The sequence below is a fragment of the Bacteroides sp. 11BF genome (assembly GCF_019633765.1).
Classification (GTDB): domain Bacteria; phylum Bacteroidota; class Bacteroidia; order Bacteroidales; family Bacteroidaceae; genus Bacteroides; species Bacteroides hominis.
This window is the reverse complement of record NZ_JAFKPJ010000007.1, coordinates 1-25437: the sequence shown is the minus strand read 5'-3', so window position 1 is coordinate 25437 and position 25437 is coordinate 1. Positions and strand designations below refer to the sequence as shown.

At 42.6% G+C, this 25437-nt stretch carries 12 protein-coding genes; all 12 read right to left on the bottom strand.

The genetic code is table 11. The annotated features are described in order from the left end of the window. Positions 1-82: 82 nt before the first annotated feature. Positions 83-2584 (bottom strand): beta-galactosidase GalB, encoded by a 2502-nt coding sequence (galB, locus tag JZY04_RS08895; RefSeq protein ID WP_122141854.1) that lies wholly within the window; start codon positions 2582-2584, stop codon positions 83-85. 13 nt (positions 2585-2597) lie between these two features. After that, positions 2598-4847 (bottom strand): GH92 family glycosyl hydrolase, encoded by a 2250-nt coding sequence (locus JZY04_RS08890; RefSeq protein ID WP_122141853.1) that lies wholly within the window; start codon positions 4845-4847, stop codon positions 2598-2600. Positions 4848-4909: 62 nt separating this feature from the next. Next, a complete protein-coding gene (locus JZY04_RS08885) occupies positions 4910-6982 on the bottom strand; it encodes a family 20 glycosylhydrolase (RefSeq protein ID WP_122141852.1) in 2073 nt (690 codons plus the stop codon). Between the two features lie 67 nt (positions 6983-7049). Further along, positions 7050-8264, bottom strand: a complete 1215-nt coding sequence (locus tag JZY04_RS08880; RefSeq protein ID WP_122141851.1) for a cyclically-permuted mutarotase family protein — start codon at positions 8262-8264, stop codon at positions 7050-7052. A gap of 10 nt (positions 8265-8274) precedes the next feature. Next, positions 8275-10599, bottom strand: coding sequence for a family 20 glycosylhydrolase (locus tag JZY04_RS08875; RefSeq protein WP_101602989.1), 2325 nt, complete (start codon positions 10597-10599; stop codon positions 8275-8277). Positions 10600-10618: 19 nt separating this feature from the next. Continuing rightward, positions 10619-13189, bottom strand: a complete 2571-nt coding sequence (locus JZY04_RS08870; protein ID WP_122141850.1) for a glycoside hydrolase family 2 protein — start codon at positions 13187-13189, stop codon at positions 10619-10621. Positions 13190-13210: 21 nt separating this feature from the next. Continuing rightward, a complete protein-coding gene (locus JZY04_RS08865) occupies positions 13211-15283 on the bottom strand; it encodes a GDSL-type esterase/lipase family protein (protein ID WP_122141849.1) in 2073 nt (690 codons plus the stop codon). Further along, positions 15280-15942 carry an SGNH/GDSL hydrolase family protein gene (locus JZY04_RS08860; protein WP_122141848.1) on the bottom strand — a complete coding sequence of 221 codons (663 nt, stop codon included), beginning with the start codon at positions 15940-15942 and terminating at the stop codon, positions 15280-15282. Before JZY04_RS08860 ends, JZY04_RS08865 begins: the two co-directional genes overlap by 4 nt. A gap of 20 nt (positions 15943-15962) precedes the next feature. After that, a complete protein-coding gene (locus tag JZY04_RS08855) occupies positions 15963-17975 on the bottom strand; it encodes a family 20 glycosylhydrolase (RefSeq protein ID WP_122141847.1) in 2013 nt (670 codons plus the stop codon). A 31-nt stretch (positions 17976-18006) separates the two neighbouring features. After that, positions 18007-19641 carry a sialidase family protein gene (locus tag JZY04_RS08850; protein ID WP_005776517.1) on the bottom strand — a complete coding sequence of 545 codons (1635 nt, stop codon included), beginning with the start codon at positions 19639-19641 and terminating at the stop codon, positions 18007-18009. A gap of 510 nt (positions 19642-20151) precedes the next feature. After that, on the bottom strand, positions 20152-22167 hold the full coding sequence (locus tag JZY04_RS08845) for a RagB/SusD family nutrient uptake outer membrane protein (protein WP_032530383.1): 2016 nt from the start codon (positions 22165-22167) through the stop codon (positions 20152-20154). An 11-nt stretch (positions 22168-22178) separates the two neighbouring features. Further along, positions 22179-25349 carry a TonB-dependent receptor gene (locus JZY04_RS08840; protein WP_032539447.1) on the bottom strand — a complete coding sequence of 1057 codons (3171 nt, stop codon included), beginning with the start codon at positions 25347-25349 and terminating at the stop codon, positions 22179-22181. Between the last annotated feature and the right edge of the window lie 88 nt (positions 25350-25437).

Sequence of the window (25437 nt, the reverse complement as noted above, 5' to 3'; positions counted from 1 at the left end):
AAGGTTTGCATATAAAATATAACAAAAAAAGAGGGTATCTGGTTGCCCGGATCCCCTCTTTTCTTATCTTTATCTGAACAGATTATTTACTCTCGATCACCAATGTACCTTTTTTCAGGCCCTTCCCGGTAGCCTCGAGCGTAATCTTTCCTGCTTTCTCGGTAGATTGCACAATAGCTGTCATCATGCCACTGAACACTTTCATCTTCGGAGTCTGGAATGACTCGAGTGAAGCCGGATTACCATTGGCTCCTGCGCAATAAGTACCTGCCCCTTTCACCTTGAAGCTGATTTCATTGTCAGCCAACGGGCAAAGATTACCATCTTTATCAACCACCTTAACCGTTACAAACGAGAGGTCCTTACCATTAGCATCGATCACACTGCGGTCTGCCACCAACTCAATATGATCGGGTTTGCCGGCAGTATGAATTTCTTTTTCCGCAACGGCCTTACCATCCTTGTCATAAGCGACTACTTTCACGGTACCCGGTTCATACTTCGTATCCATCCACATCAGACGATAACGCTGCTGACGTTTGAAATTGGCAATAGAAGCAGAATCACCACTATTATGTACCGTAACCGAAAGGTCTTTTGTGCGTTTACCCTGGCTTTTACCATTGATAAACAACTCGGCCGAAGGATAATTGGTATATACAAATACAGGGGTCACTTCACCTTCACGTCCTTCCCAATTCCAGTGAGGCAGGATGTGCAAGGTTTCCGCATCTTTATTCCAGTGGCTGCGGTAGAGGTAATAACGATCTTTCGGAAGTCCGGCAAGGTCGATAATCCCAAACAATGAAGAGTGACTGGGCCAATCAGTATAATACGGAGTAGGCTCACCTAAATAATCGAATCCGGTCCATACAAATTCACCAATGCAATAAGGCAGATCTTCATGCTGGATAAAATCGTCTTCAGGAAGATTGGACCAACCACAGTGTTCTACATCATACGATGAAGACTGGTGGTCGTCATATTTCTGCATGGCACGACGTACCACCGGGAACTTGTAAACCCCACGTGAACTGACAGTAGAAGCAGTTTCGCTACCCAAAATAATCTGTTGCGGAAGTTTCTTGTAATTTTCCTGATATTTGTGAGGGCGGTAATTGAAACCGGCTACATCCATCACGGCAGCCATGTTGTTATTAACCACAGCATCAGGCGCATCCATACCCTGAGTAACGGGACGTGTAGGGTCTTCACGATGGCAGATGTCTTGCAGGAAACGTGAAAGCTTCGGTCCACGATCGCCGTTCCACTGATCCGGCACTTCATTACCGATACACCACATAACCACACTTGGATTGTTACGATACTGATGAATCAGATTCACCAGATCTTTTTCTGCCCATTCATCAAAAACTTTATGATAACCGTTCTGCACTTTGGCCGCTTTCCATTCATCGAATGATTCCGCCATAATCATCATACCCATCTCATCACAAGCCTTAATCAACTCAGGAGCGGGCATATTGTGTGAAGTACGGATGGCGTTACACCCCATATCCTTTAGGATACGGATCTGACGGCGAATACCGGCTTCATTGGCGATACCTCCCAACGGACCGAGGTCATGATGATTGCAAACACCCTTGAACATGGTTTTCTTTCCATTGAGGAAAAAGCCTTTGTTCGGAATGATCTCAATGGAACGGATACCGAACGGAGTAGTATATTCATCCTTCAAAGTGTTGCCTTCGTACACTTTTGAAACCGCATTGTAAAGGTTAGGAGTATCGGGAGTCCACAAAGCCGGAGCAGTAACAACAAAATCCTGTTCAAAAACATTGCCGTCGAACTGACTGCCCTGCTTTTCATTAGTTGCCACAACCTTACCATTCTTATCCTTCAATTCGGTGACAATACGGTATCCTTCAAATGTTTTGCCTGCAGGTATATCGAGTTTTGTCTTCAGATTGACCTTAGCAAATTCGTCCTTCACTACCGGAGTGGTCAACTGAGTACCCCAAGTAGGAATATGAGCGTCTTCATTCACTACCAGATGTACATTGCGATACAATCCCGCACCGGGGTACCAGCGTGAAGATTCGTTTTCGTTTTCAAGACGAACAGCCAGTGTATTCTTTTCACCCGGCTTCAAATAAGGGGTGGCATCCACATAAAAACTATTGTAACCGTAAGGCCAGTAACCGGCCTCTTGTCCGTTGATATAGACATGAGCATGGCTCATAGCACCATCAAAAACCAAAGTAGCCTTCTTACCTTTACTGAATGAAGGAGCCTCAAAATCGAGACGATACCATCCTACACCTACAAAAGGAAGCCCACCGGTACGTCCGGCATGCTCCATCGCCTCTTTTTGTCCATCTTGCGAAATAGCCACATTCTGCTTATCGTTATTAATGCTGAATGGCCCGTAAATAGCCCAATCATGGGGTACCGTTACCGACTGCCACTTTGCATCATCATAAGTGGAATTACTGAAGTCCTTACTGTCTTCACGGGTAAACTTCCACCCTTTTTCAAAGGTTTGTTCCGTACGGACCTGTGCACATACCAACAGTGGCACAGCGAGCATCGAAGCAAATGCAATTTTGATTTTCTTGTTCATGATTGATCTGTTTTTATTTTAATATAAATTCCATCGTTCCGGCATGTACCAACTCATCATGGCTGATACGATAGCCTGCATGTTTCTTTCCATTCAACTTCACCTCTTTGATCAAATCGGCATCATTTCCGGGACGTACTGCCGTAATAACCAATTCTTTTTCTTTGTAATACTTCGGGTCAAGCCGAATAGTCACTTTGTCGAAAGTAGGTGTAGTCAACATATAATCGGGCATTCCCGGACAGTCAGGATAAAGACCTATCATACTGAAAATGGCCCATGCCGACATAGTTCCGGTGTCATCATTACCGGGAATACCATTAGGCTGGTCAGTGAAATATTCAGCAAGCAACCGTTTCACCTGTTTCTGAGTACGCCACTCTTCTCCCTTGAAGTAGCTGAACAAATAAGGATAGGCAATATCCGGTTCATTAGCCGGATCGTATAGCCCCTCATCAAAGACTTTCTGCAATTTATCCACAAACTTCTTCTTACCTCCCATCAGACGGGTTAAACCTGCAATGTCATGGGGAACATAAAAAGTGTAGTTCCAGGAATTGCCTTCATGAAAACCGGGACTGGGAGCAAAATTGGCACCCTCCATCGGGTCGAACGGAGAGTAAAATGTTCCATCGGGTAAAATAGGACGCAATGTACCAAACTCTTTACTGTAATAATGTTTATAACCCAATGAACGGTCATAGAACAATTTTGCATCTTCTTTCTTTCCTAAAGCCTGAGCAAAACGAGACAAGGCATAATCGGCAATATAATATTCAAGTGCATGCGAAACAGAATTGTCATACTGCTCTGTCAAAGGTACATATCCTTTAGCAATGTAATCATCGATATCGGGACGCATCAGATTATCTTTACCCGGAGTCGTAGCGGACTTATACATGGCTTCATAAGCTGCCTGTACATCGAAGTCACGTAAGCCTTTCATCCAGGTATCTACGATAACGGGAATACTCGGATCACCCTCCATAGTAAGCGTTTCACGGCCGTAAAGTTCCCATTTGGGCAGCCAGCCGTGTTCTTTATACATATCGACCATCGTGCGAACCATATCCAGTTGGCGATCAGGGAAAAGCAGGGTCATCAGCTGATGTACATTACGATAGGTATCCCAAAGAGAAAACACGGTATAACGATTTCCCTTCGTTGTAAGGATCTCACTGCTTTCCATAGCCGGATATTGTCCGTTCACATCCTGCAAAATATTCGGATGGATCAGCAAGTGATACATAGCGGTATAGAATACTGTCTTCTGCTCTTTCGTACCACCTTCAACGAGGATACGCGAAAGATCGTCCTCCCACATGGAACGTGCTTCGGCACGAATCTGATCAAATCCTTTACCTGCCTGTTCCTTATCCAGATTAAGACGGGCATTGGCTATGCTGACAAAGGACACTCCCATGCTTACCTCGATGGTTTCGCCTTCTTCGGTATCGAAAGTAAACCATGTACCAATGTCATCGCCACTCATCTCCTTGGTATAAGCAGTATACAATTTATTCTTGCCGGACGTATTGTCCCATTGGGCTTCTACTGTCATCGGACGCATCTTTTTCCAATAGCCACGGGCACGAGGGACTTTATTGATACGCATTACAAAATAAATGGGAAACACAGCTTGCGGATTGTAGCAAAAAGTACCCAGCAGTTTAGTCCCCTCTATCTCACGCTCATTGACAAAACGGACGGTAGCTCCCGTTTCATTAGTCAACCCTTCGCCAAGATTCAGCAAAATATTACTTTCTCCTTTAGGAAAAGTGAAACGAGTGATTCCGGTACGTAAGGTGGCTGAAACCTCATTCTTGATTCCGTATTTAGTCAGGATATTCGAGTAATAACCAGGCGTGGCCTTTTCGTCTTTATAAGCACTTCCGTACTGTAAATAATCGACGTTCAGCTTTCCGGTTGTAGGCATCAACAGTAGAGAGCCCAACTCCGGACATCCCACTCCACTCAGATTGACGTGTGAAAATCCGGTAAAATAAGCATTGGTATGTTCATAAGGAGTAGACCACCATTGGCTGTCTTTATCTATTTTATTACCAACGGATTTTCCTCCCATCACATTGAAAGGGACAACTGACATCATGCCTTGCGGACAGATGGCTCCGGGATTCGTTGTTCCGTAATTCGTTGTTCCGATAAACGGGTTCACATAATCCACCGGACTCTCTTGCGCAGAAGCTACTGCTATGGACAGCCAAACGGCTGCAAGTGATACTAAATAAGGTAGTTTCTTCATTCTTTCAATACTCTATATTTATCTAATTTATACGTTTGGTTTTACCAGACCTGCGGAAAGAGTTACTTTACAACGATTTCGTCTGTAAACACCCATCCCCCGAATTCCTCTCCGGCACGAGCCTGGTAACGGACATAACGTCCTTTGGCATTTCCGTTCCATGCATAATTCTTAAATACTACAGCGTCCGATTTAACCACTTCATGCGTCTGACGGCTCAATTCAGTGAAGTTTTCTCCATCTTCCGAGACAGAAATTATCACTTCGACAGGCAGAAATACTTCAGGACCCACTACCTGCATAAAATCAGCACCAATCAAATGCAGATCTGTCGATTCTCCCATATCGATAGTTACATCCAAACGATCGCGGGAAATAAATCCCTGCCACGCCCCGTCACTATAGGTCCAACTCCCACGGATTCCATCAGTCAGGGTTTTATCACCTTGTGCCGGATAAGACGAATTGTAGGGAGCATTATATTTTACGGTCTTGCCCAATGCAAGATGCTGAACCGGTTGCGATGCTTCCGGCCGATTGCCGATCTCCTTTTTCAAATCGAACGGATGATATCCTTTGGATTGTAAATATCCTACAGCCTTTAAAGCACGGGGACGAAAATCGGTCCATGATTTCCGTTCAGGTGCAGACCACGCGACCTCTGCCAGCGCAAGAATACGAGGGTAAATCATAAATTCACAATGCTCGTCCGTCTGAATATATTCTGCCCAAAGATTGGCTTGAACACCATAAATCAATTTTGCTTCATCGGGTGTAAGCGAAGCGGGAATCGGATTGTAAGAGTATACTTTTTCCAATGGCAGATATCCTCCGATGGCTTCGGGCTGAGAATAAGGAGCATCCTGATAACTATCTATATAACAGTGCGAACCGGGAGTCATTATTGCCTGATGACCCGATTTTACGGCAGCAATTCCACCTTGTTCACCACGCCATGACATTACAGTGGCATTAGGTGCCAATCCACCTTGCAGAATTTCATCCCATCCTAGTAACTTGCGGCCATGGGCATTGAGGAATACCTCCACACGATGAATCAGATAACTCTGTAACTCATCTACATTATCCAGTTGCTCATCCTTCATGCGTTTTTGGCATTTAGGGCAGGTTTTCCAAGCAGCTTTTCCGGCCTCATCACCTCCAACATGAATGTATTGGGAAGGGAAAAGCTCCATAACTTCCGTCAACACATCTTCAAGGAAAGTAAAAGTTTCCTCATTTCCTACACAAAAATCGGCATTCTTATAAGGTTCACCTGAGCAAGATAACTCCGGATAGGCAGTCAGAACCTCTTCCGAATGGGCAGGCATCTCTATCTCAGGAATAATAGTAATATGACGTTCACGGGCATAATTGACCAATTCACGAATATCATCCTGCGTATAATAACCTCCGGAAGCACCGGGAGCATCAAAACGACAATATTTCCGCCCACCTTCATTCCACCATCTTTTCCAGTTGGCTTCCGGACGCCAGGCAGCAAGTTCCGTCAATAAAGGATATTTCTTAATCTCGATACGCCAACCGGCAGCATCGGTAAGATGCAAATGCAGGCGATTAAGTTTATAATAAGCTAATGCATCTATCTGCTTTTTCACAAACTCTTTAGAACGAAAATGGCGGGAAACGTCAAGCATCAGCCCACGGTATTCGAAACGTGGCGAATCCTGAATCGTTGTAGCCTGAACTGACCAGGCACCCTCCATTGCAGGTTGAGCCATTTGCAAAAGAGTCTGGACGCCATAGAATAATCCGGCACCGGAAGTAGCCTGCACTGTTATTTTATGCGGAGTTACCTCCAGCGTATAGCTCTCGGGAGAAGATAACTGAGGATTAGCCTTCGTTATCATAAGAGAGACCACGTTCTCTTTCGTTTGCTTTTTACCGTTTTTAAAATGGATAGGTAATGCCTCCAGATAATCCATCAACATTTTCTTCTCTTCACCTTTCAGGTTGGTATACAGCTTAGTGTCACCGGTAAATAGAAAAGTACCGCTACCTTGCTCCATCCGGAGAGGAATAGGAATGACAGACTGCGCTTTCACACCAGCTGTTGCTATCATCAAACCGGCTGCAAGCAAGAAAGTACAAATTTTCATTGTAGGTTTTATCATGATATGATTGGTTTTAGTTTTTTGTTTTCAATGTACAAATATAAGTAAAATGTCAGATTATCTGCAATCAGTCAATCATTATCTTAACTATTTCCGGGGTACGGATTCCCGGCTTCAGCTCACCATTGATATTAAAGAAGGTCTGTCCCTGCCCTGTCAATGCAGCACCGGCACGGGCAACATCTTCACTCCGAACAGCCTCTTCCCACTTATCCCGGCGTGTATTATAAATCAAAATCCGGTCATTAAAACGATACCATCCTGCCGGATGCAACATATACTTTTTTGCTTCCAACTTTAGACTGTCTACAACAGTTTGTTTGCCATTGGCTACGGCTGTCTTCATCATTTCCTCGCGCTGAAGAGCAGAAAAGAAAATATCTTTGTTGACTCCACCGGTACAAAGTATCAGACTGTCCGTCAGTGCTATACCGGCTCCACCACCCAAAGCGACGGGCACAGAATCATTGCCAACCGGAACAGATACCGACTGCCATTGTTGCAAAGATGGAGAATAGCAATATCCGTCAGTAGAAAGGGTTGCAGACCGTCCATCGGATGCACCGGCAAAACCTCCCCATAAATATAGAAGGGTTTCCCCCTCTTTACGTTGTCCTACACATACCGGTTGTACACGGGGAGAACCCGGAAAATCGGGAAGCCTCTGCCATCCGGTCTCCGGGTTACTCAGACTGAGGCAATAAAGTGCATTCGAAGGTTTACCATCCACATTGCCTCCGGCTACGAAAAGTGTATAATCCACTACTGAACCGCTCATATTATCCATTGTACAAGGCAAAGAAGGCAGTGTGTCTACAATCACAGTCTGTTTATCGTCAGTCAAAGAAAGGCGGTAAACAGCAGATAAGGATCCATTTTCGTTCGATCCACCCACACAAATGACCCCTTGAGGAGTCGAAACCGAAACTCCATAAGCAGCAGCAACAGGCAGCTGACCGACCTGTCTCCATATGAAAACTGAGTCTGCAGAAGCGTCAGCGGCATAAATACCTTGGTAGAATTTCTTCTTTCCTCCTTCGGCTGCCGGCGTTTCCGGAAAATTACATCCGCCGGCAATCAATAACTCTCCCTGATAGATGCCGGCATAACATGCCGATACACCCAAAGAAAAACCGGGTTCTCCTTCGGGGAATCCGGTCATTTTCTGCACGCTAATCCCTTCTTCATTAGGCGCAACTTGCCGGGAGCTGCACGAAGCAACCATCCCGGCAAGTAAACATCCAATGATAGAAAGAAAACGAATCGTTTTAGTTTCTGTCATTTCTATTTTTTCAATTCAACGTAATTTCATCTACAAATAAGAAACCCGGGTTACCTTTACCACCATGCCATGCCGGAATGGAGTGTTCCGATGTAGCAACCACTTTCACATAACGGGTTTTTACCGGATCGAAAGTTAATTGATGCTCGTAAAGACCGTTACGATCTGTCTCTTTCATCTCGGGATATGCTTCAGAAGCAACTTTAGTAAAAGTCTTATCATCATCTGAAACCTCAATTGAGAAAGAACGTGCATCGAATACCCAGTCACCCTTCTCAACACAAGTTGTAATAGCCACACTTGAAATTTCGGTAGGTTGCTGCAAGTCAATTGTTACATCCATATCATTCTTATAGAATGCGATCCAACGGCCGGTTTTGTAGTTACCATTTCCCTTCAGTCCGTCTACCAATGTAGAAACACCACCAAATTCATATTGCTTGTTTACAGGCTGATTAGCTTTAATAGGCTTTGAAGTAGATTTACTGAAAGCAATCTTTTCAGTCAGCATCTTGCTGTTTCCGGTAGGACGAACAGCAACCGCCTTTAAAGTACAACTTTCCTTAATCGTAAGAATACTGTCACATACGGGAGAAGCTGCCGTAGGCTCAGTTCCATCTAATGTATAATGGATGGGAGCACCGTCAATAGTAGTCATCACTACATCTACTGCTCCTGTAGCCGAATTAGCAACAAACTCGGATTTCACATCAAATACATGTTTGGCATAATTATATCCTTCAGCCTCATAAATGCTAATCAACTGCGGTAAACGACTCAGGAAGTTATCATAATTCTTCTTCTCAGGATTAGACCACTGGATTTCTGACAAAGCAGCCCAACGCGGCAATACCATGTATTGAGCCTGTGCAAAAGTAGGAATGTATTCAGTCCAAAGGTTAGCCTGCACACCAATAATATGTTTCTGTTCGTCCGGTGTCAATGAAGAGGGCATCGGCTCGTAACCATATACTCTTTCCAAAGGCACATAACCACCAATAGCCAAAGGTTCGTTTTCAGTATCTTTAGTCTGATAGTAGTCAAAGTAAAGATAAGTGTTCGGAGTCATGATAACATCATGTTTCTGCTTGGCAGCCTCAATACCGCCACCTTCACCACGCCATGACATCACGGTTGCATTCGGAGCGAGTCCGCCTTCCAGAATTTCATCCCAGCCGATAATCTGACGTCCGTGCTCGTTCAGGAACTTTTCTGCATGGTTGATAACAAAACTCTGCAAATATTCTTCTTTTGAGTGCTTAGCATCGCTCTTGATTCCCAAAGCTTTGATACGAGCCTGACATTTCGGACATTTCGCCCACTCGGTTTTCGGACATTCGTCACCACCAACATGAATATATTCAGATGGGAAGATTTCCATAACTTCTGTCAGTACATCATCAATAAAGGTCAGTACACTGTCGTTACCTGCACACAATACCTGATCGGATACTCCCCATATCTTCCAAACTTCATACGGGCCGCCAGTACATCCCAGATGCGGATAAGCAGCCAATGCTCCCTGCATATGTCCCGGAAGGTCAATTTCCGGAATAACAGTGATATAACGATCGGCAGCATAAGCTACGATTTCTTTTGCTTCTTCCTGAGTGTAGAAACCACCATAAGGTTTCCCATCATATTCTCCTGAATTACGTCCGATTACAGTTTCCGATCTCTTTGAACCGATTTCTGTCAACTTAGGATATTTCTTGATCTCAAGTCTCCAACCCTGGTCCTCTGTCAAATGCCAATGCAAACGGTTCATGTTATGCAAAGCCATCATATCGATATATGTCTTTACTTCATCTACTGTGAAGAAATGACGTCCCACATCAAAATGGGCACCACGATAGCTGAAACGAGGATAGTCGTTGATTTCTACAGCCGGCAATGAAGGAGTTGTACCAATGGCAACCGGAATAGACTTGCGTAACGTCTGGATACCATAGAATACACCGGCTTCAGTGGGAGCAGCAATGGTTACACCATCTGCATTCACACTCAACTGATAAGCTTCAGGGTTCTCTGATTCCATACCCAATTTAAGCAGAATAGCACCTTTACCTTCAGTTCCAGCTTCAACTGCATAATCCTTACCTGTAGCTTTCTTCAGATAATTCGCCAGGAATTGGGCATTACGTTGCATCTTTTCATTTCCTTCCGGATAGATGATTTTCACACTACCATTCAATGTAAATGGTTGGCTTTGAGCAGTAGTAATTTCCTGAGGTAAAGGAATTACCTGGTAATTAGCTGTAGTCTCTTTGTCGTTACACGAAGAAATAAATCCCGTGAGCGCCAGTAAACCGGCAATTTTAAAAAGATTTCTCATACAAATTATTTAATAGGTGTTAGTTATAGGTATCTCGTACATGTTTCACTGTAATATTTAGCTGTTCTCCTTTCTTAATATCCGGAGACGTAATCGTTATCTTCTTGTTTTCCCCCGGCAACAGATCAAAGAAATTATCACTGAAACGGGCGCCCTGAACAGGAATCTGGATAAATACATCTTTAGCCAGCTTAGAAGACGATAAGGTCACTTCACACTTACCATCGGATTGCTTTACTTTCATAGAAACATTTGTTTGGGGCAACTCCAAATCCTTAGTCTTATTAAAGAAATAAACCTCTTCAGCTATTTTCTTACCGGTTTTATCTTTCAAAGCAAGTAGTAAGAAACTGTTTTTACGATGTTCCGATGTCACCCACTCACTCAACGGTTTACGAAAGACACAAGAAGAAACATTCGCCGGAACCTCGACTGCCCTGACAACTTCCTTATCTAATGTCTTGCCATTAAAGTCAATCACTTTCATTTCAAGTGTAAGTTGACTCTGTTTTTCCAACAAATCAGATATCAGATAAACACTCAAACTATCACCTTCTTGTATCGCATTGACCAGCAGTGGTGCAAAAGCACGCCTTGCCTGATAGTGCAGTGCCTTCCAATTGCCATAATAGTCTATACTTGACCAGGAAACGACAGGCCAACTATCATTAAGCTGCCAGTACAATGTCCCCATACAATAAGGCCGGTTGCGACGATGTGCTTCCATACCATGGCGCATACCATGCCCCTGAAGTACAAGTCCGATATATACAAAGTCTTCAAACTTCTCAGGAACAACATAATCACGCTCCATATAAGTTCGTATCAAATCGTTACCGATACTGCTTTTCTGGTGTCCGTTCATTACCTCCGATTCAATCTGATAATCTTTCGGAGACGCAAAAGTAGCAATCGTCTTCATTTCAGGGAACGACTGGAAACCGAATTCGCTCATGAAACGAGGCAAATCGGTATCTAATGACTCAAAAGGCTTTTTGCCATACCACACACCCCAGTTATGACTATCGCCCGTGCCCCAGGACTCCGGACGTCCCCAATTTGCGAAATAGGGAGAAGTATGTTTGTAGAAACGCCCTTCATCAAGTTCTTTCACCTTTGCAGGCAGCAATCCCCGGAATAACTTATCATATCCCCGGAACATGTTTTCATATACTTCCGGAGTATAATTCTTTTGCCATCCCCAGTATTTTAATCCTTCCAGAATTTCATTATTCCCACACCACATGGCGAGTGAAGCGTGGTTTCGCAGACGTTTGATATTATATTCCGCCTCCTCTTCCACTCGCTTCAAGAAAGTAGGGTCACTTGGATAGGAAGTACATGCAAACATAAAATCCTGCCAGACAAGAATACCAGTTTCATCTGCCAGATCATAGAAACGATCGTCTTCATAAGTTCCCCCACCCCATATACGAACCATATTCATATTAGCCTCTTTCATATCCTGAAACAGAGTCCTATAACGTTCGGTAGTTATATTGGGGAGCAACGCATCATCAGGAATATAGTTTGCCCCTTTTGCGAACATCGGGATGCCATTCACCTCAAAATAAAAAGATTCTCCATCTTTGTCTTTTTCGTTCACTACGCGTATCGTACGAAGGCCGATTCGATGCTGTCGTGCGGCGACCGTTTTGCCATCACACACCACCTGCACTGAGAAATCATATAAATGAGGTTTCCCCCACCCATTGGGCATCCAACGCACGGGGTTCTGAATATCCAATGGAATTTGGACTTGATTTAAACCCGGTTTTAATGTTACATTTTCCTTTATCTGCACTTCCTCTCCTCCTTCCAATGAATAAGAGATCAAAACCTCAGCAGGCTTTTCTTTCTCAGAAATACTATTAATTTCCAATTCATTAGAGAGTTTTGCAACCTGATCTGTCAGACTAAGCTGCTTCACATGAAAATCTGCAATAGTAGCAACATCATAAAAACGAAGAGTAACAGGACGCCAGATACCGCTTGTAACCATACGGATTCCCCAATCCCATCCATAACTATAAGGAGCTTTTCTGGTAAATACACTAAGACGTTTTTCGTGGTGATCATTATCTGCCGGATAATTAAATCCATTGGAGGACCACTGTGGAAGGGTTTGTTTTATCGGAGAATGAAAATAAACATGCAGCAGATTCTCCCCTTTACGTAATACTTGTTTTACGGGAACTGCATAGCCCACAAACATATTATCTGATTTCAGAATCAGAGAACCGTTCAAATAAACATCCGCATAAGTATCCAGTCCCTCAAAGGAAAGCTGGGCGGCATCTCTCTTCAACTGCTCTTCTGTAACGACAAAACTGGTTTTATATTCCCAATCCTCATTTTCCACCCACTGAATCTTCTTTTCATTGGTACCATAGAACGGATCGGGTAGCAATTTATGATGAATCAAATCCTGATGAACAGTGCCCGGGACAGTAGCTGGTAGCCATTTTTCTGTCCCCACCTGTGAGAATGACCAATCGTCATTCAACATTAACACATCCGAAGTGTCTCTGTTTTGCCCATAAGCTAAACCGCAACAACATACAAGTCCATACAATAATTTTTTCATCATAAACTGCTCTCTTTTTCAAGTTTATCTTCCCCAGTCCGTACGGAACGTAGATGCCGGTAAACCATCACCATTGACCAGATTGGCCCGGGTGAAAGGCTGCCAGCCGTAACGTACACGAAGAGGATTCTTCACTTCTTTACTATATACTTTTATTTGATTTCCTACAACTTCGGCTGTAGCCGGATAATAAACATCCTCTGTTTCAGCCACTTCGAATGTCCGTAACGGTTTCCCATCCGATGAATGCATACCTTCAGCACAATCAAATGACACGTAAGCAGCACCATCACGGAACTCTACATTGCGGAACATCGGCCCCGAAGGCGTTACATTCTTCTTTCCATAAGTCTGATTCAAAGCCCAATGTGCCAAACGCTCCCCAATAGGCTGTTTGTGTTTGGGGTGTACATCAAGCGAATCACCCAGGTCACTCGATACTGCCATACCTGTATTAGGAATCTCATACATCATTCTGCGCTGGCTATCACGGAACCATGGCCATGACGGACGGTTGATGCTTGACAACTGCACATAATAAAATGGCAAATCTTTATTTTCCCAGTTTTTACGCCAGCTTTCAACCAATAGTTTAAACAATTTCTCGTGTGCCTCACGATTATGTGCATTCGATTCACCCTGATACCAAATAATACCTTTAATAGGATATTGTTCTAAAGGACGGATACCGGCCTCATACAGGTAACAAGGTTCATAAGGATGACGTTGCTGTTTGCTATCCGCCTTTTTCACATTAAGAGCGGCACGACCGCGTACCCAGTCTTGGATAAAGTCATTTTGAGTCCAGTTACGTAATATAGCCGGAAATTTATATTCCAATGTATTACGGTCTACCCATGCTTCGGTAGGCGAACCGCCGATTGCGTTACAAATCAATCCGACAGGTACCTTTAGACTGTCCTGCAGCATTTTACCAAAATAGTAAGCTACCGCAGAGAAAGAACCGGCAGTAGCAGGCGAACAAACTGTCCATTCGGTATCTTTATAATATTGCAGATGATTTAATGAATCCAATACGGACTCATCCCATTCAACAGCATCTGTACGCCAGCGCGCCTTCATATCGAACAAACGAATCTGATCATTGGCGGCTTGCGGAATATCCCTTTTAGCAGTTTTACTCCAACCAAGGTAGAACTCCATGTTGGATTGTCCGGAACAAAGCCATACCTCTCCGGCCAATACATTATTGAAAGTTTGTTTCTGCTTTCCGGCAGAAACAGCCAAAGTATATGGGCCGCCGGCCTTCAAAGGCTGGAGAGTGATTGCCCAATCACCATTGGAAGCAGCTTTCACAGACTGTTTCTGTTTAGCTATTGCTACAGTCACTTTTTCTCCTGCGTTTGCTTTGCCACGAATAGTCAGAGACTGCCCATGTTGAAGCACCATATTATCAGTATACAGTTCAGATAAGTGTAATCCACCGAAATCTCCCGTAATCGCAGAATATACCGTTTTCGCAAGAATGCCGGCACCCTCTACATTAGGATGTACAGCATCCGGAAGAAGATACGGATACGGATAAAGCGGCGCATGGAAATCCATCAACTGAACCCCGGCATATTTAGCTATTGTCTCGATACTTTGCTGAATTTCTCCATGCCAATCACGGGTACCCGACTCAAAACGAGGATGACGATCGGCAATCGGTGTCAGTCGGGCAATAATAATATGACATTTAGGATTAACAACACGGAAAGAATCAATCAATGCCAGATAATCTTTCACAAAATAATCACGATAGTTCGGCCAGTCACGAGGATCCGTATCATTGATTCCCAAGTGAATAACAACAATATCACCGGCAAATGCAAGCGCTTTTTTAAATTCTTCTTGCTGCATGTAAGGGCGGTGTCCTTTATTTAATAAAGTAGCCCCTGATTTTCCGAAATTTCCAACTTCATAAGTATCGCCCAAAAGTTGTTGCAACTGTGAAGGATAAGAATCCGTTGCCGGATTTGGAAGAGTATACCCATACGTAATACTATTCCCCACGCAAGCAACTTTTATCCGCTTCTGTGCGGACAAAACTGCGCAAATCATCAAAAATAGAGATAAGAATAGTATCTTTTTCATTTCTTGTTTATATAAGGTTTAACAATATCCACCCATTTAAGGTAGCCTTTACCCAGTAAGTGTAAACCATCATTTGTATACTCAATATTCATCTTGCCGGTCCTCTCGTCAACAAAATGAGAATAGAGATCAATATAGGTCACGTGTTCTCTGTCAGCCAGCCGAAGCAGCCCTTCATTAATCTTTTTCACCTCTTGCCAACGTGATGTATGTCCACCAAACATCTTATAATGATCGGTTACCGGAAGTACACTTTGCAAATATAGCTTTGTTTTTGGAGATTCTTGTTTAATTTTTTGAGTAATCATACCAATACGATGAACAATTGTATCTGCAGAAGTGCCCCGGTTCACATCATTAATCCCGATTAACAGGAAGATTTTAGCCGGTTTTCCTTTCAGAATCGCGTCCAGACGATCATAAACTCCCATGCAGATGTCTCCACTGATTCCCCGGTTTTTGACATGCTTGTTTTCAAATAACTCACTCCATTCTCCCCCATTAGTAATACTATTCCCAAGGAAGATGATATCTTTTGAAGTCACAGGCAACTCCTCAAACAGAGTTGCACGTTGATAATAGAACGTAGAATATTTGCGTTCCTGTGCGTTGCCCGCCATTGAGGCGAGCAACAACATCATTAATAAAATTTTCTTCATTCGTTTTTATTTTTTCTCGATCACTTCGTTTTGTCAGGCGAGTAAATAAGCCCGTCCAGGGCATTTTCTCCATCAGGAGTCACAAAAACCGTAGTAAACATCCATTTGAGTAAGCGTACTTCAGGTATATTAAATTTGCCAACAGGTAATTTCAGGAAAACCTTATTCCAGCCCTTATTCAAATGTACAAGGATAGGTGGGCGTGCCACACAGTTTTCATTGCCAAGCGCAACCTCATTGCTTTTCGTACGATGGGTGGCCGACCATACGGGAGGTTGTATTTCTTCATCATTAATCCAGATGCGGCTTCCTTTATAATCCCATTTTCCCTGTAATGGGGCTAAATCCATTTCCGAACGGCTATAGTTCTGAAATTCAGCCCACAGCCCTACTTCCTGATCTTTAGGAGAATAAACCCACGTATAAGCATAAGCCGTATGGTTTTCCTGTGGGGTCTTATAAAAGGTAGGTACCATACTTCCCCATACATGCCGAAGATAAATACCTGCACCAATAGCAGGACGCACTCCATACTCTTTTCCTTCATAAGAATAGGAATTTTTCAACTCTTGTTCCGGAGGGAACACCTTGTTCAAATCTCCTCCATTAGGAAAAGCATCGGTTATATTCCATTTCACATTAGTCTGTTTCACATAAGCAAACGGATATCCTTTAAACGTATGTTCTTTATGCCAAAGCATACGTCCTTCAAAATCTGCAAATTCTTGAAATACTTTTGAGTCTTCGGAAGGCAAGATAGTACCATTCTTATCAAAATACTCCGTACCTCCTCCTCTCCATGCACGTTCAGCTATAGCCAGCATATTAGGATAGAAGTTATTTTCAAGTATAATATTACGTTCGTTAGCTATGTAGCGATCATTCCAGATAGCAAGAATCGTACCCGCAATATCCTCGCTTCCTTGTTCAACATTATAAATGCGACTATTATACAATGCAATTATATCACCGAAAGTATCAAAATGATTAAGATAGTGAAACTTAGAATCAATTGCCGGAATGCCTTTCTGAGCTTTCCCACGATAACTCCACAAATGTGTCATATCTATTTCACCCGGTTTATAATGCCATCCGGGATTCCAGGAGATCACCTTTTTCCCTTTGGCACGAACATGCGCAACCATTTCCGGAACAAATTTCGGATTGGTAAACTGAACTTCATCGGTACCAATATGAAGATAAGGTACATCAAAAGTCTCACAAACTTCATCTACCAGTAGTTTAAGGATCTTCATACCTTCCAGACTCTGCATATCGTGACGGAATGTACGGACAAAAGCAGCACTATGCCCCGGCATATCAAATTCCGGAATCAGAAGCACATTGTGTGCTTTACAAAAAGCAACTAAATCTTTCGCTTCTTCCAATGTATAGTACTTACCCGGCATACGAGTCGTATTCACACTGTCATTCAGCATCGGAAAAATCTTACTTTCCAGCCTCCACGATTGATTTTCAGTCAGGTGCCAATGAAAAACATTAATTTTAAAACGTGAAAGAACAGCAATTTCACGTTTCAATTCTTCAATTGACATATACGTACGCCCTACATCCTGCATAAAGCCACGTATTCGGAAAGCAGGCCAGTCAACAATTGAACAACCGTTGAATGTTGCCTTTTTCTTTCGCACATCCTGTAACTGGGCCAAAGTTTGCATAGCCCAATACACACCATGCTCCGTCACAGCCTCAACCGTAACTTTACCATTATTTACCACCAGGCGATAAGCTTCGTCTGCATTCAAAGGCACCTCCTCTAATGAAGGTACCAGTTTCACTTCAATACTTGCACGAGCTTTGTCGTCAACCACTCCACCCCTTTCAATGACAAAAGCTTCCCACTCTTGCCGAAGCACCGGAGTAGAAAGCTTTGTTCTGCCCAGTACAAAACTGGAACTTAAAGGAGTAAACTTTTGCGGCTCCGGAAGCAGGTGATATTCACCTGCCCGGACCGTAGAAATTGTGCATAAGTAAATAATGAAACTGATTAAGAAAATTTGTTTATTTCTCATCGGTGTTTATTTAGTTTATGGGGGAAATTTCTCATTTAATAATGTCTTTCAACTTCACTGCCTGGAATGTCATATGTGCCACACTGCTTTCATAAAGAATACCAACCGTTTCTTTATCAATCATAGTAAGACAAGAATAACCCCAGTTATTGCCTTCATCCAATAAAAGTTGGTGTTCGGGTGACCAAGTCACACCACCATCCAGACTGATTTTAATAGTAGTATTATAACGTCCTTTCGTCGTATTAGGATTAGAGAATATCAATAAATCCTTGCCCAAAACATTATCTTTGGCTTTCACGCTTATCAAACTAGCCATGCAAACCGATTCCGGCAATGCCTTGCGAGAAGATTCATGTTCTGTCCATGTTTTACCCAAGTCTTTTGTAATAGCCACAGCACGACTTCCACCACGATTATCACGCATATTCAACATCAATACTCCGGGCTCGACCTCGGCAACCTGAGCCTCTGTAGTATTCGTGCGTGCATAATTGTGCATTTTCCAGTTTTTACCACCATCTTTGCTATACATGATACCTGCATTGGGTACACGTGTCGAATCAATAAACTGAGTAGGGAATACCAAAGTACCGTCACTCATAGTGATGCCCCGACCCGGACCTTGCAACAGAAAATACCAAGACGGATCTTTTACCTGTTCTGTGATATTAATAGGTGCAGACCACGTTTTACCGTCATCCGTACTTTTGGCAAGAACAAGTTGCGCAGTATGATTCATATCCATACCCGGATGTGAACTCCACCATGCACGTTGGTTACCCATACCATGTGTCCAGGCAGCAACCACCCAAACATTATTTGTTTTTGTATCAACAAGGATAGAAGGGTCTCCTACTCCATTCTGACCGGCAGGCAGACCACCGAACTCCCCAAATGCCAAAGGCAAACGCATTTTCTCCCAGGTTTTTCCACCATCTGTACTGCGGCTTAAACCAACATCAACATGTTCTTGCAAGTCCACGCTACTATTATACCGTACATCATAAACTCCCAGCAGTGTACCTTTATTAGTAGTCACCAATCCCGGGATACGGAATGCGGCAGAATTATCATCCCCGGCATGACGTACTCCTACCCCCATGCGGTGTTCAATTCCTTCTTGCGAAACAACGTCCAACAGAGCCTTCTTACCATCCAGAGTGACCGAAGCAATATCGGCAGTCACCTTACTGGTAAGGGATGTACCCGGCTTCATTTGCAGGCTAATCCAGAAATAGTTGATTCCCGGAAACAGTTTTTGGTTCCCTTTCAAAACAACTTGATTGCCAGGATTACTCACTTCCGATTTTTTTATTGAGTAAGAAGGATTGGCGGCAAGCGTTTTTCCCGGAGTGTTACTGGAGATGTATCCCACAGGAGCAAAACGTTTCTTATCTCTGTCCTGCAATGCTTCTGTACCACCATAATAAAGTTTTATAGACTGAATTTCAGACAGATCCACTCCTTTACCAAAATTCAACACTACATCATTAAGAGTCTGGCTCTCTTTAGCATCCAAACGAAGATAGAACAAGACATTATCTTGTCTCTCTATCAAAATAGGAATACGGGTCTCACGAACAAAAATTGTATCTGCGGCTCGAACTACCGGTATAGCACACAGAAAACAGAAAAGCGAAAATAGAATTACAGCTTTTTTCATGGTATCGACTAATTAATATTTATGTTATCGGGAGCAAAGATAGTATTTTTTATTATACAACGGCTATATTAATTAAATATTTTATTATATATCAACCTATTAATAAACTACACACAAGTTAAGGGATTGTTTTTAATTCTATTTGCCATAAAAGCCTGTCTAAATTTCCTTCGTCTGTTTTTTCACAGAACACAGACACTCCCAAAAGGATAGAAAGAGACTAAGAGATCAATTATAAAACGACAAATCCCTCTTTCAAAGTGCTAAAGGACCGAAAACAAACTTATCTAAAATGGTAATCAAACTTCATCCTGGCTACCAAGATGAACTTGGCTTGTACGAAGAAAACATTTCTCTAAAGATCAAGATATATTTTACTCTGAATCTTTCGGATTCTGAGTTTTAACTTTGTGATGAGCATATCTGAAGTCAGAATAAAAAAGAGAGAGACGTTATCTTCAATAACACCCCTCTCCTCTACTTTATTTTAATAATCTATTGAAAACCGAATTATTCTTCAGCAACCTCTCCAATCTTAGTTGGCCAATAAGGATTCTGGTATAATACAGACGTTTCTACTTTTTCATCCGGAGACAGCAATTCCATCTCGCGAACCGGCACAGGGTTGAGATAATGAGCTTTCTGCCAGGTATAACCGTCGTATACGTCATTATTGGCTTTCAAAATGGCATAAGGACGCAAATACTTAAAGGTACGTGAAGAGATATTGGAACCTTCTTCACCAGAATCTTTAAATGTAATCTCAGCACCATTCTCATCTTTGTTAGCCGACTTATACATTTCATCCCAGAAATTACATCCTTCAGGCATATAGTTTTTCGTCAGCAAGTGATCCATCGAACGCCAACGAACCAAATCATCCCAACGCATACCTTCACCAATAAATTCACAACGACGCTCACGACGTATATTTAATAAGGTAGCATCTATAACCTGGGCACCTGAATACTTACCCCAATCTGTTTCCTGATTCAAATCAGTCGCATTGATAGTTTTTGTAAAATCAGGATCCAATCCGGCACGCTCACGAATAGCTCTCCAATACTGAGCCGCTTTGCCTGCCACATTACCATTCTTCATATAATAAGCTTCCAGATAATTCAGATAAGCCTCAACACCACGGTAAATAATACATCCTGTAGTTGATTCAGCCTTTCCCCAAACATTCTGTGCCATATCAAAGCTGGCATATTTACGAATGCGATATCCTGTCTGGTCTCTCATCTCTTCACGGTTAGACACCGGGTGTGGAGCAAACATTTTCACCGTACCCGCTTCTTCGGTTGAATATACAGGCACAAAATTACTTTCACCAAACATAAACAACTGAAGACGATTATCACGATTTGCTTTCACATTATCCAATGTAGCATCACCTTTGTAAGGAGCCGCACTGCTTGCCGCATACCAAGGTAAACCATCCTGCATCAAGAAACTTTCAACATAGCTTTTCAACAAACCATGATTAGAACCGGATGCAATCCATGCCGGAGCACCATGCATGATAGAGAAGCTACCGGTTTTTGCATATTGACGCCAGAAAAGCACTTCATCATAGCCACTCAAATCAACAGTAGCATACATCTCAAAATAAGGATTCCATCCGGATGTAATAGAAGGATTAGCCGGATCCTCAACTTTCGTATTGGGTGTCAAAGTGATTTTATCTGCCACTTCTTCCGCAGCCTTCATAGCCTCTGTCAAGAAGAAATCAACTTCTGCTTCCACATCCAACGAAAAATTAGGATGCACTTTCTTTCCCGGCCAGTTGTCATCTCCCGGTACCCTTCCTGTACCTTTATGGTACCTTTCGAAAGAAGCTTCATACAATGCTACCCGTGATTTAATCAACAAAGCCGTCTCACGATTCAAACGAGTATTATTCTTAAATCCCTGACTATACATCATACTGGCAGCGTCATCCAAATCTTTCAAGATAAAACGGGCAACCAGATTACGAGGCTGACGAACACCTTTCTCCATCAGTACCGCTTTATCGTCAGGAAGAACTTCCGTTATGATCGGAAAATCACCATAATTACGCAACAGATTATAATACACAAGCGCACGCATCAAATGCATTTCTCCAATATAATGACGAATATCAGCATCCGCTCCGGCAACTTCACCCGCTTCATATTTAGGCACAGCATTTTCAAAGAAGTAATTGCAATAACGGATATTACTAAAACTCCAGTTGCCATCACTGGAAGGAACTTTCCAAAGTCCTTTTACATAACGGCTACTACGCCCTCCGGCTACCATATTATCTGTTCCGCCATCATTATTGGCTATACCTGCCCCATAACCGCCATGCGAAGAAAAATAGTTTTGATACTTCGCTATGGAATAAGCAGCGAAATGGTCTACTGTCTGAAAATAGACTTCCGGCGTGACAGAAGAAAGCGGTTCTCTGTCAAGAAAGTCATTACAGGATGTGAGTGTCAATGCCCCTCCTGCAATAAAACATGCTTGTATAAACAGATTTTTTATTTTAAGTTTCATAATACTTCAATTTAAAAATTAATGTTAACACCGACAGATATTACTCTTTGCAAAGGATACAGTTTACCGGATCCTGTTCCGGCCAAACTTCCGGTAGCCTCCGGATCGAAAATCTTAGAAAGACTGGTGATTGTAGCCAGGTTATCTCCTGAAAGATATACACGTACAGAAGATATTCCGGCTTTTTCTGTCCACACCCGAGGCAATGTATAACCCAACTGAACATTTTTCAAGCGCAGATACGCACCATTCTGCAAATAACGTGTCTGGACTTGGGTATTACGGCCACCACTAAAGTTTACACGTGGATAATACGCATCTAAATTAGCACCTAACGGGTCACCTTCCGGACGGAAGAAATCCCAATGTTCAGTAAATCCGGTAGATTGCCATTCATTTCCTTGTCCGTTGGCTCCCCAGAAATAACATCCGTCCAACCACAGGTCACGTTTTCCGACTCCCTGCATGAAAATACTGAAATCGAATCCTTTCCACGCAGCATCCAACGTAATACCATATTTAAAGCGAGGGGTTGAATTACCGATAATGCGATAGTCACCGGTATCTCCTAACTTATTAGTACCATTGCTTATTTTTCCGTCACCATCCAAATCGGCATACATGATGTCACCGGCTCCCCAATTGGTTCCTAAAGAAGACTGATCAACTTTTGCCAAATGGGCATCCATCTCTTCCTGTGTTTTTGCAATGCCAATTGTTGTCAATCCCCAAATATCATTCAAGTGTCTGCCTTTATAGTACGAACCTACATCATATGAGTCATTCGGATAACGCAAAATTTTCTGTTGGTCATCAGAAAGCACTAATTTAGCTCCATAAGAAACTTCACCAATCCGGTCTCTCCAATTCAACTCCAACTCAAAACCATATGATTTCATATCTGAGTTATTGATTTTAGGAACTGAAGTTCCCAACAGACTTGAAAGTTCAGGAGCCGGACCAATCATATCATAAGTATAACGTACGAAATAGTCGAATGAACCTGACAAACGGTTATTAAAGAAAGACCAATCCAAACCGACATCCCAAGTCTCTACTGTTTCCCATGTTTTCTTAGAGCTGACAATGCCCGGATTTGTAGCATAGTTAGGACGTTCGCCATTTACTAACCAACCATAATTAGACCCTACAGGCATAGTCTGATAAAATGGATACCAAGCATCATTGGTATTCGTATTACCCAACTGTCCCCATGAAGCTCTCAACTTTAAACTTCCCATATTGATCTTTTCAGCAAAGCTTTCCATAAATGGTTCGCGGGCGATATTCCAACCGGCAGAAAACGAAGGGAAGAAGCCCCAACGTTCTTTTCCGACAAAGCGGGAAGAACCATCATATCGGCCATTAGCCTCAAACATATAGCGATCTTTATAACTCCAGTTGACACGTGCAAAGAAACCGGCTACAGAGTTGTCGGCATAACCACCATAAGCCTGTGGGTCATCAGTTGCCGTATTAATAGTCGGTACCCCCGGAGTAATCAATGTGTTTTTCTCAGCCGTAATGTTTCTGGTTTTATATAACTCTGCATTAAAACCAGCCATCACTTTAAAATAATGTCCGTTATCGAACTGTTTGAAATAGTCCGAATAAATATTTGTAGTATAATAATTTTCCTTCCAACTATATTCATTCACGCGAGAAGAACCTGCCGCATAAGAACCATATCCCATATCCCACACTGTATAATAGGGATCTCCATCTACATTGTAGGCATAAACAGGTAATACTTCCCAATGCTGATATTGAGTAGTGGTACGTACACTACCTTCAAGATTGATTTTCCAGTTTTTAATAGGCTCGAAAACCAGTTGCAACTGATTCGTATAAAAATCTTTCTGGCTATTCTGCTTTCCTCCATTTTCCATCTGTTCCACTTCACCTTCGTCCATAGGGAATCCGTTAGGATCATAAGCCGGATGCACAGGCCATTTACGAGCTAAGTTATGGAAAAAGTTTCCTGTCAAGTAAGTAGGACGTTCAAAATCTTCACGGGTCCATTTAGTAGAATACGTCACCTTGAACCAATCAGTGACAGCCGTTGTGATTTTACCATTCAGTGTGTAACGTTGAAACTTATCTGATCCATGACGCATTAAACCTTTCTGATCCAGAAAACTTCCACTAATCAAGTATTGGGTTTTGTCCGTACCACCATTAATACTAAGGTTATGTTCCTGAGATGGTGCCCAATGATCATAAAATTCTTCAAACCAATCCGTGTTTCCATTCGCATTAGCCCATTTTTGCCAAATACCTGCTCCATTATCAACTGTAGTAGCTTTCAGCGTTCCTTCTTGATAGGCTTTGATGCGCTCCATTACAGCAGGTGCAAAAATATCACCGCCACCTTTATTGGCAGAAGCACGATTGAAGTACTGAGCAAAAGTGTAAGAATCCATAATGTCCGGAATGCCAATAGCATCAGAAAAACGTGCGCTACCGCTATATGACACATTTGTCTTACCGCTCTTACCACTCTTTGTAGTTACAAGAATCACACCGAACGAAGCTCTTGCACCATAGATAGAAGCCGATGCAGCATCTTTTAATACCGAAACAGATTCGATATCGTTAGGATTGACAGTATTCAGATCACCCTCAATGCCATCAATCAAAACCAATGGAGAAGAACCCGATCCATCACCGATCGTTCCGGCTCCACGAATATTCATGTTCAATGTTCCATCCAGAGAACCACCGTTATTGCCAACAGTAAGATTCAAACCGGGAACAACCCCCTGTAACGCTTGTGAAGCATTTGCTACCGGCCGTGCTTCCAATGCATCAGCACTAACCATACCTACAGCTCCCGTAACGTTCACCTTCTTTTGTGAACCATAACCTACTACAACAACCTCATCCAGAACTTCCGAATCTTCTTTCAGCACAATATTATAAGTGCTTTCAGAACCAACTTTAATAGTTTGTTGTTTATAGCCAATATAACTCACCAAGAATTGTGAATTAGGCGCCACTTTTAACGAGAACTTACCATTTAAATCAGTAATTACTCCATTAGTGGTTCCCACTTCTACAACACTTGCCCCAATAACGGGATCTCCGGTAACATCTGTTACCACCCCCGAAATCGCCTTTACCTGTGCCATCACGTTAAACGATAGCAAACAGCCCAACAAAATAAAAAGGACTTTTTTCATAAATTGATTTTTAGTTAATAAAAAAGGAAAATTATCTCTTCTAAATCTCTTAAATATAAACACCTGAAAATGAGTACAGTCCTATCGG

Bases quoted from the DNA above. Each gene is read 5' to 3' on its own strand.
- galB (WP_122141854.1), bottom strand. From the start codon at position 2,584: ATGAACAAGAAAATCAAAATTGCATTTGCTTCGATGCTCGCTGTGCCA.
- JZY04_RS08890 (WP_122141853.1), bottom strand. From the start codon at position 4,847: ATGAAGAAACTACCTTATTTAGTATCACTTGCAGCCGTTTGGCTGTCC.
- JZY04_RS08885 (WP_122141852.1), bottom strand. From the start codon at position 6,982: ATGATAAAACCTACAATGAAAATTTGTACTTTCTTGCTTGCAGCCGGT.
- JZY04_RS08880 (WP_122141851.1), bottom strand. From the start codon at position 8,264: ATGACAGAAACTAAAACGATTCGTTTTCTTTCTATCATTGGATGTTTA.
- JZY04_RS08875 (WP_101602989.1), bottom strand. From the start codon at position 10,599: ATGAGAAATCTTTTTAAAATTGCCGGTTTACTGGCGCTCACGGGATTT.
- JZY04_RS08870 (WP_122141850.1), bottom strand. From the start codon at position 13,189: ATGATGAAAAAATTATTGTATGGACTTGTATGTTGTTGCGGTTTAGCT.
- JZY04_RS08865 (WP_122141849.1), bottom strand. From the start codon at position 15,283: ATGAAAAAGATACTATTCTTATCTCTATTTTTGATGATTTGCGCAGTT.
- JZY04_RS08860 (WP_122141848.1), bottom strand. From the start codon at position 15,942: ATGAAGAAAATTTTATTAATGATGTTGTTGCTCGCCTCAATGGCGGGC.
- JZY04_RS08855 (WP_122141847.1), bottom strand. From the start codon at position 17,975: ATGAGAAATAAACAAATTTTCTTAATCAGTTTCATTATTTACTTATGC.
- JZY04_RS08850 (WP_005776517.1), bottom strand. From the start codon at position 19,641: ATGAAAAAAGCTGTAATTCTATTTTCGCTTTTCTGTTTTCTGTGTGCT.
- JZY04_RS08845 (WP_032530383.1), bottom strand. From the start codon at position 22,167: ATGAAACTTAAAATAAAAAATCTGTTTATACAAGCATGTTTTATTGCA.
- JZY04_RS08840 (WP_032539447.1), bottom strand. From the start codon at position 25,349: ATGAAAAAAGTCCTTTTTATTTTGTTGGGCTGTTTGCTATCGTTTAAC.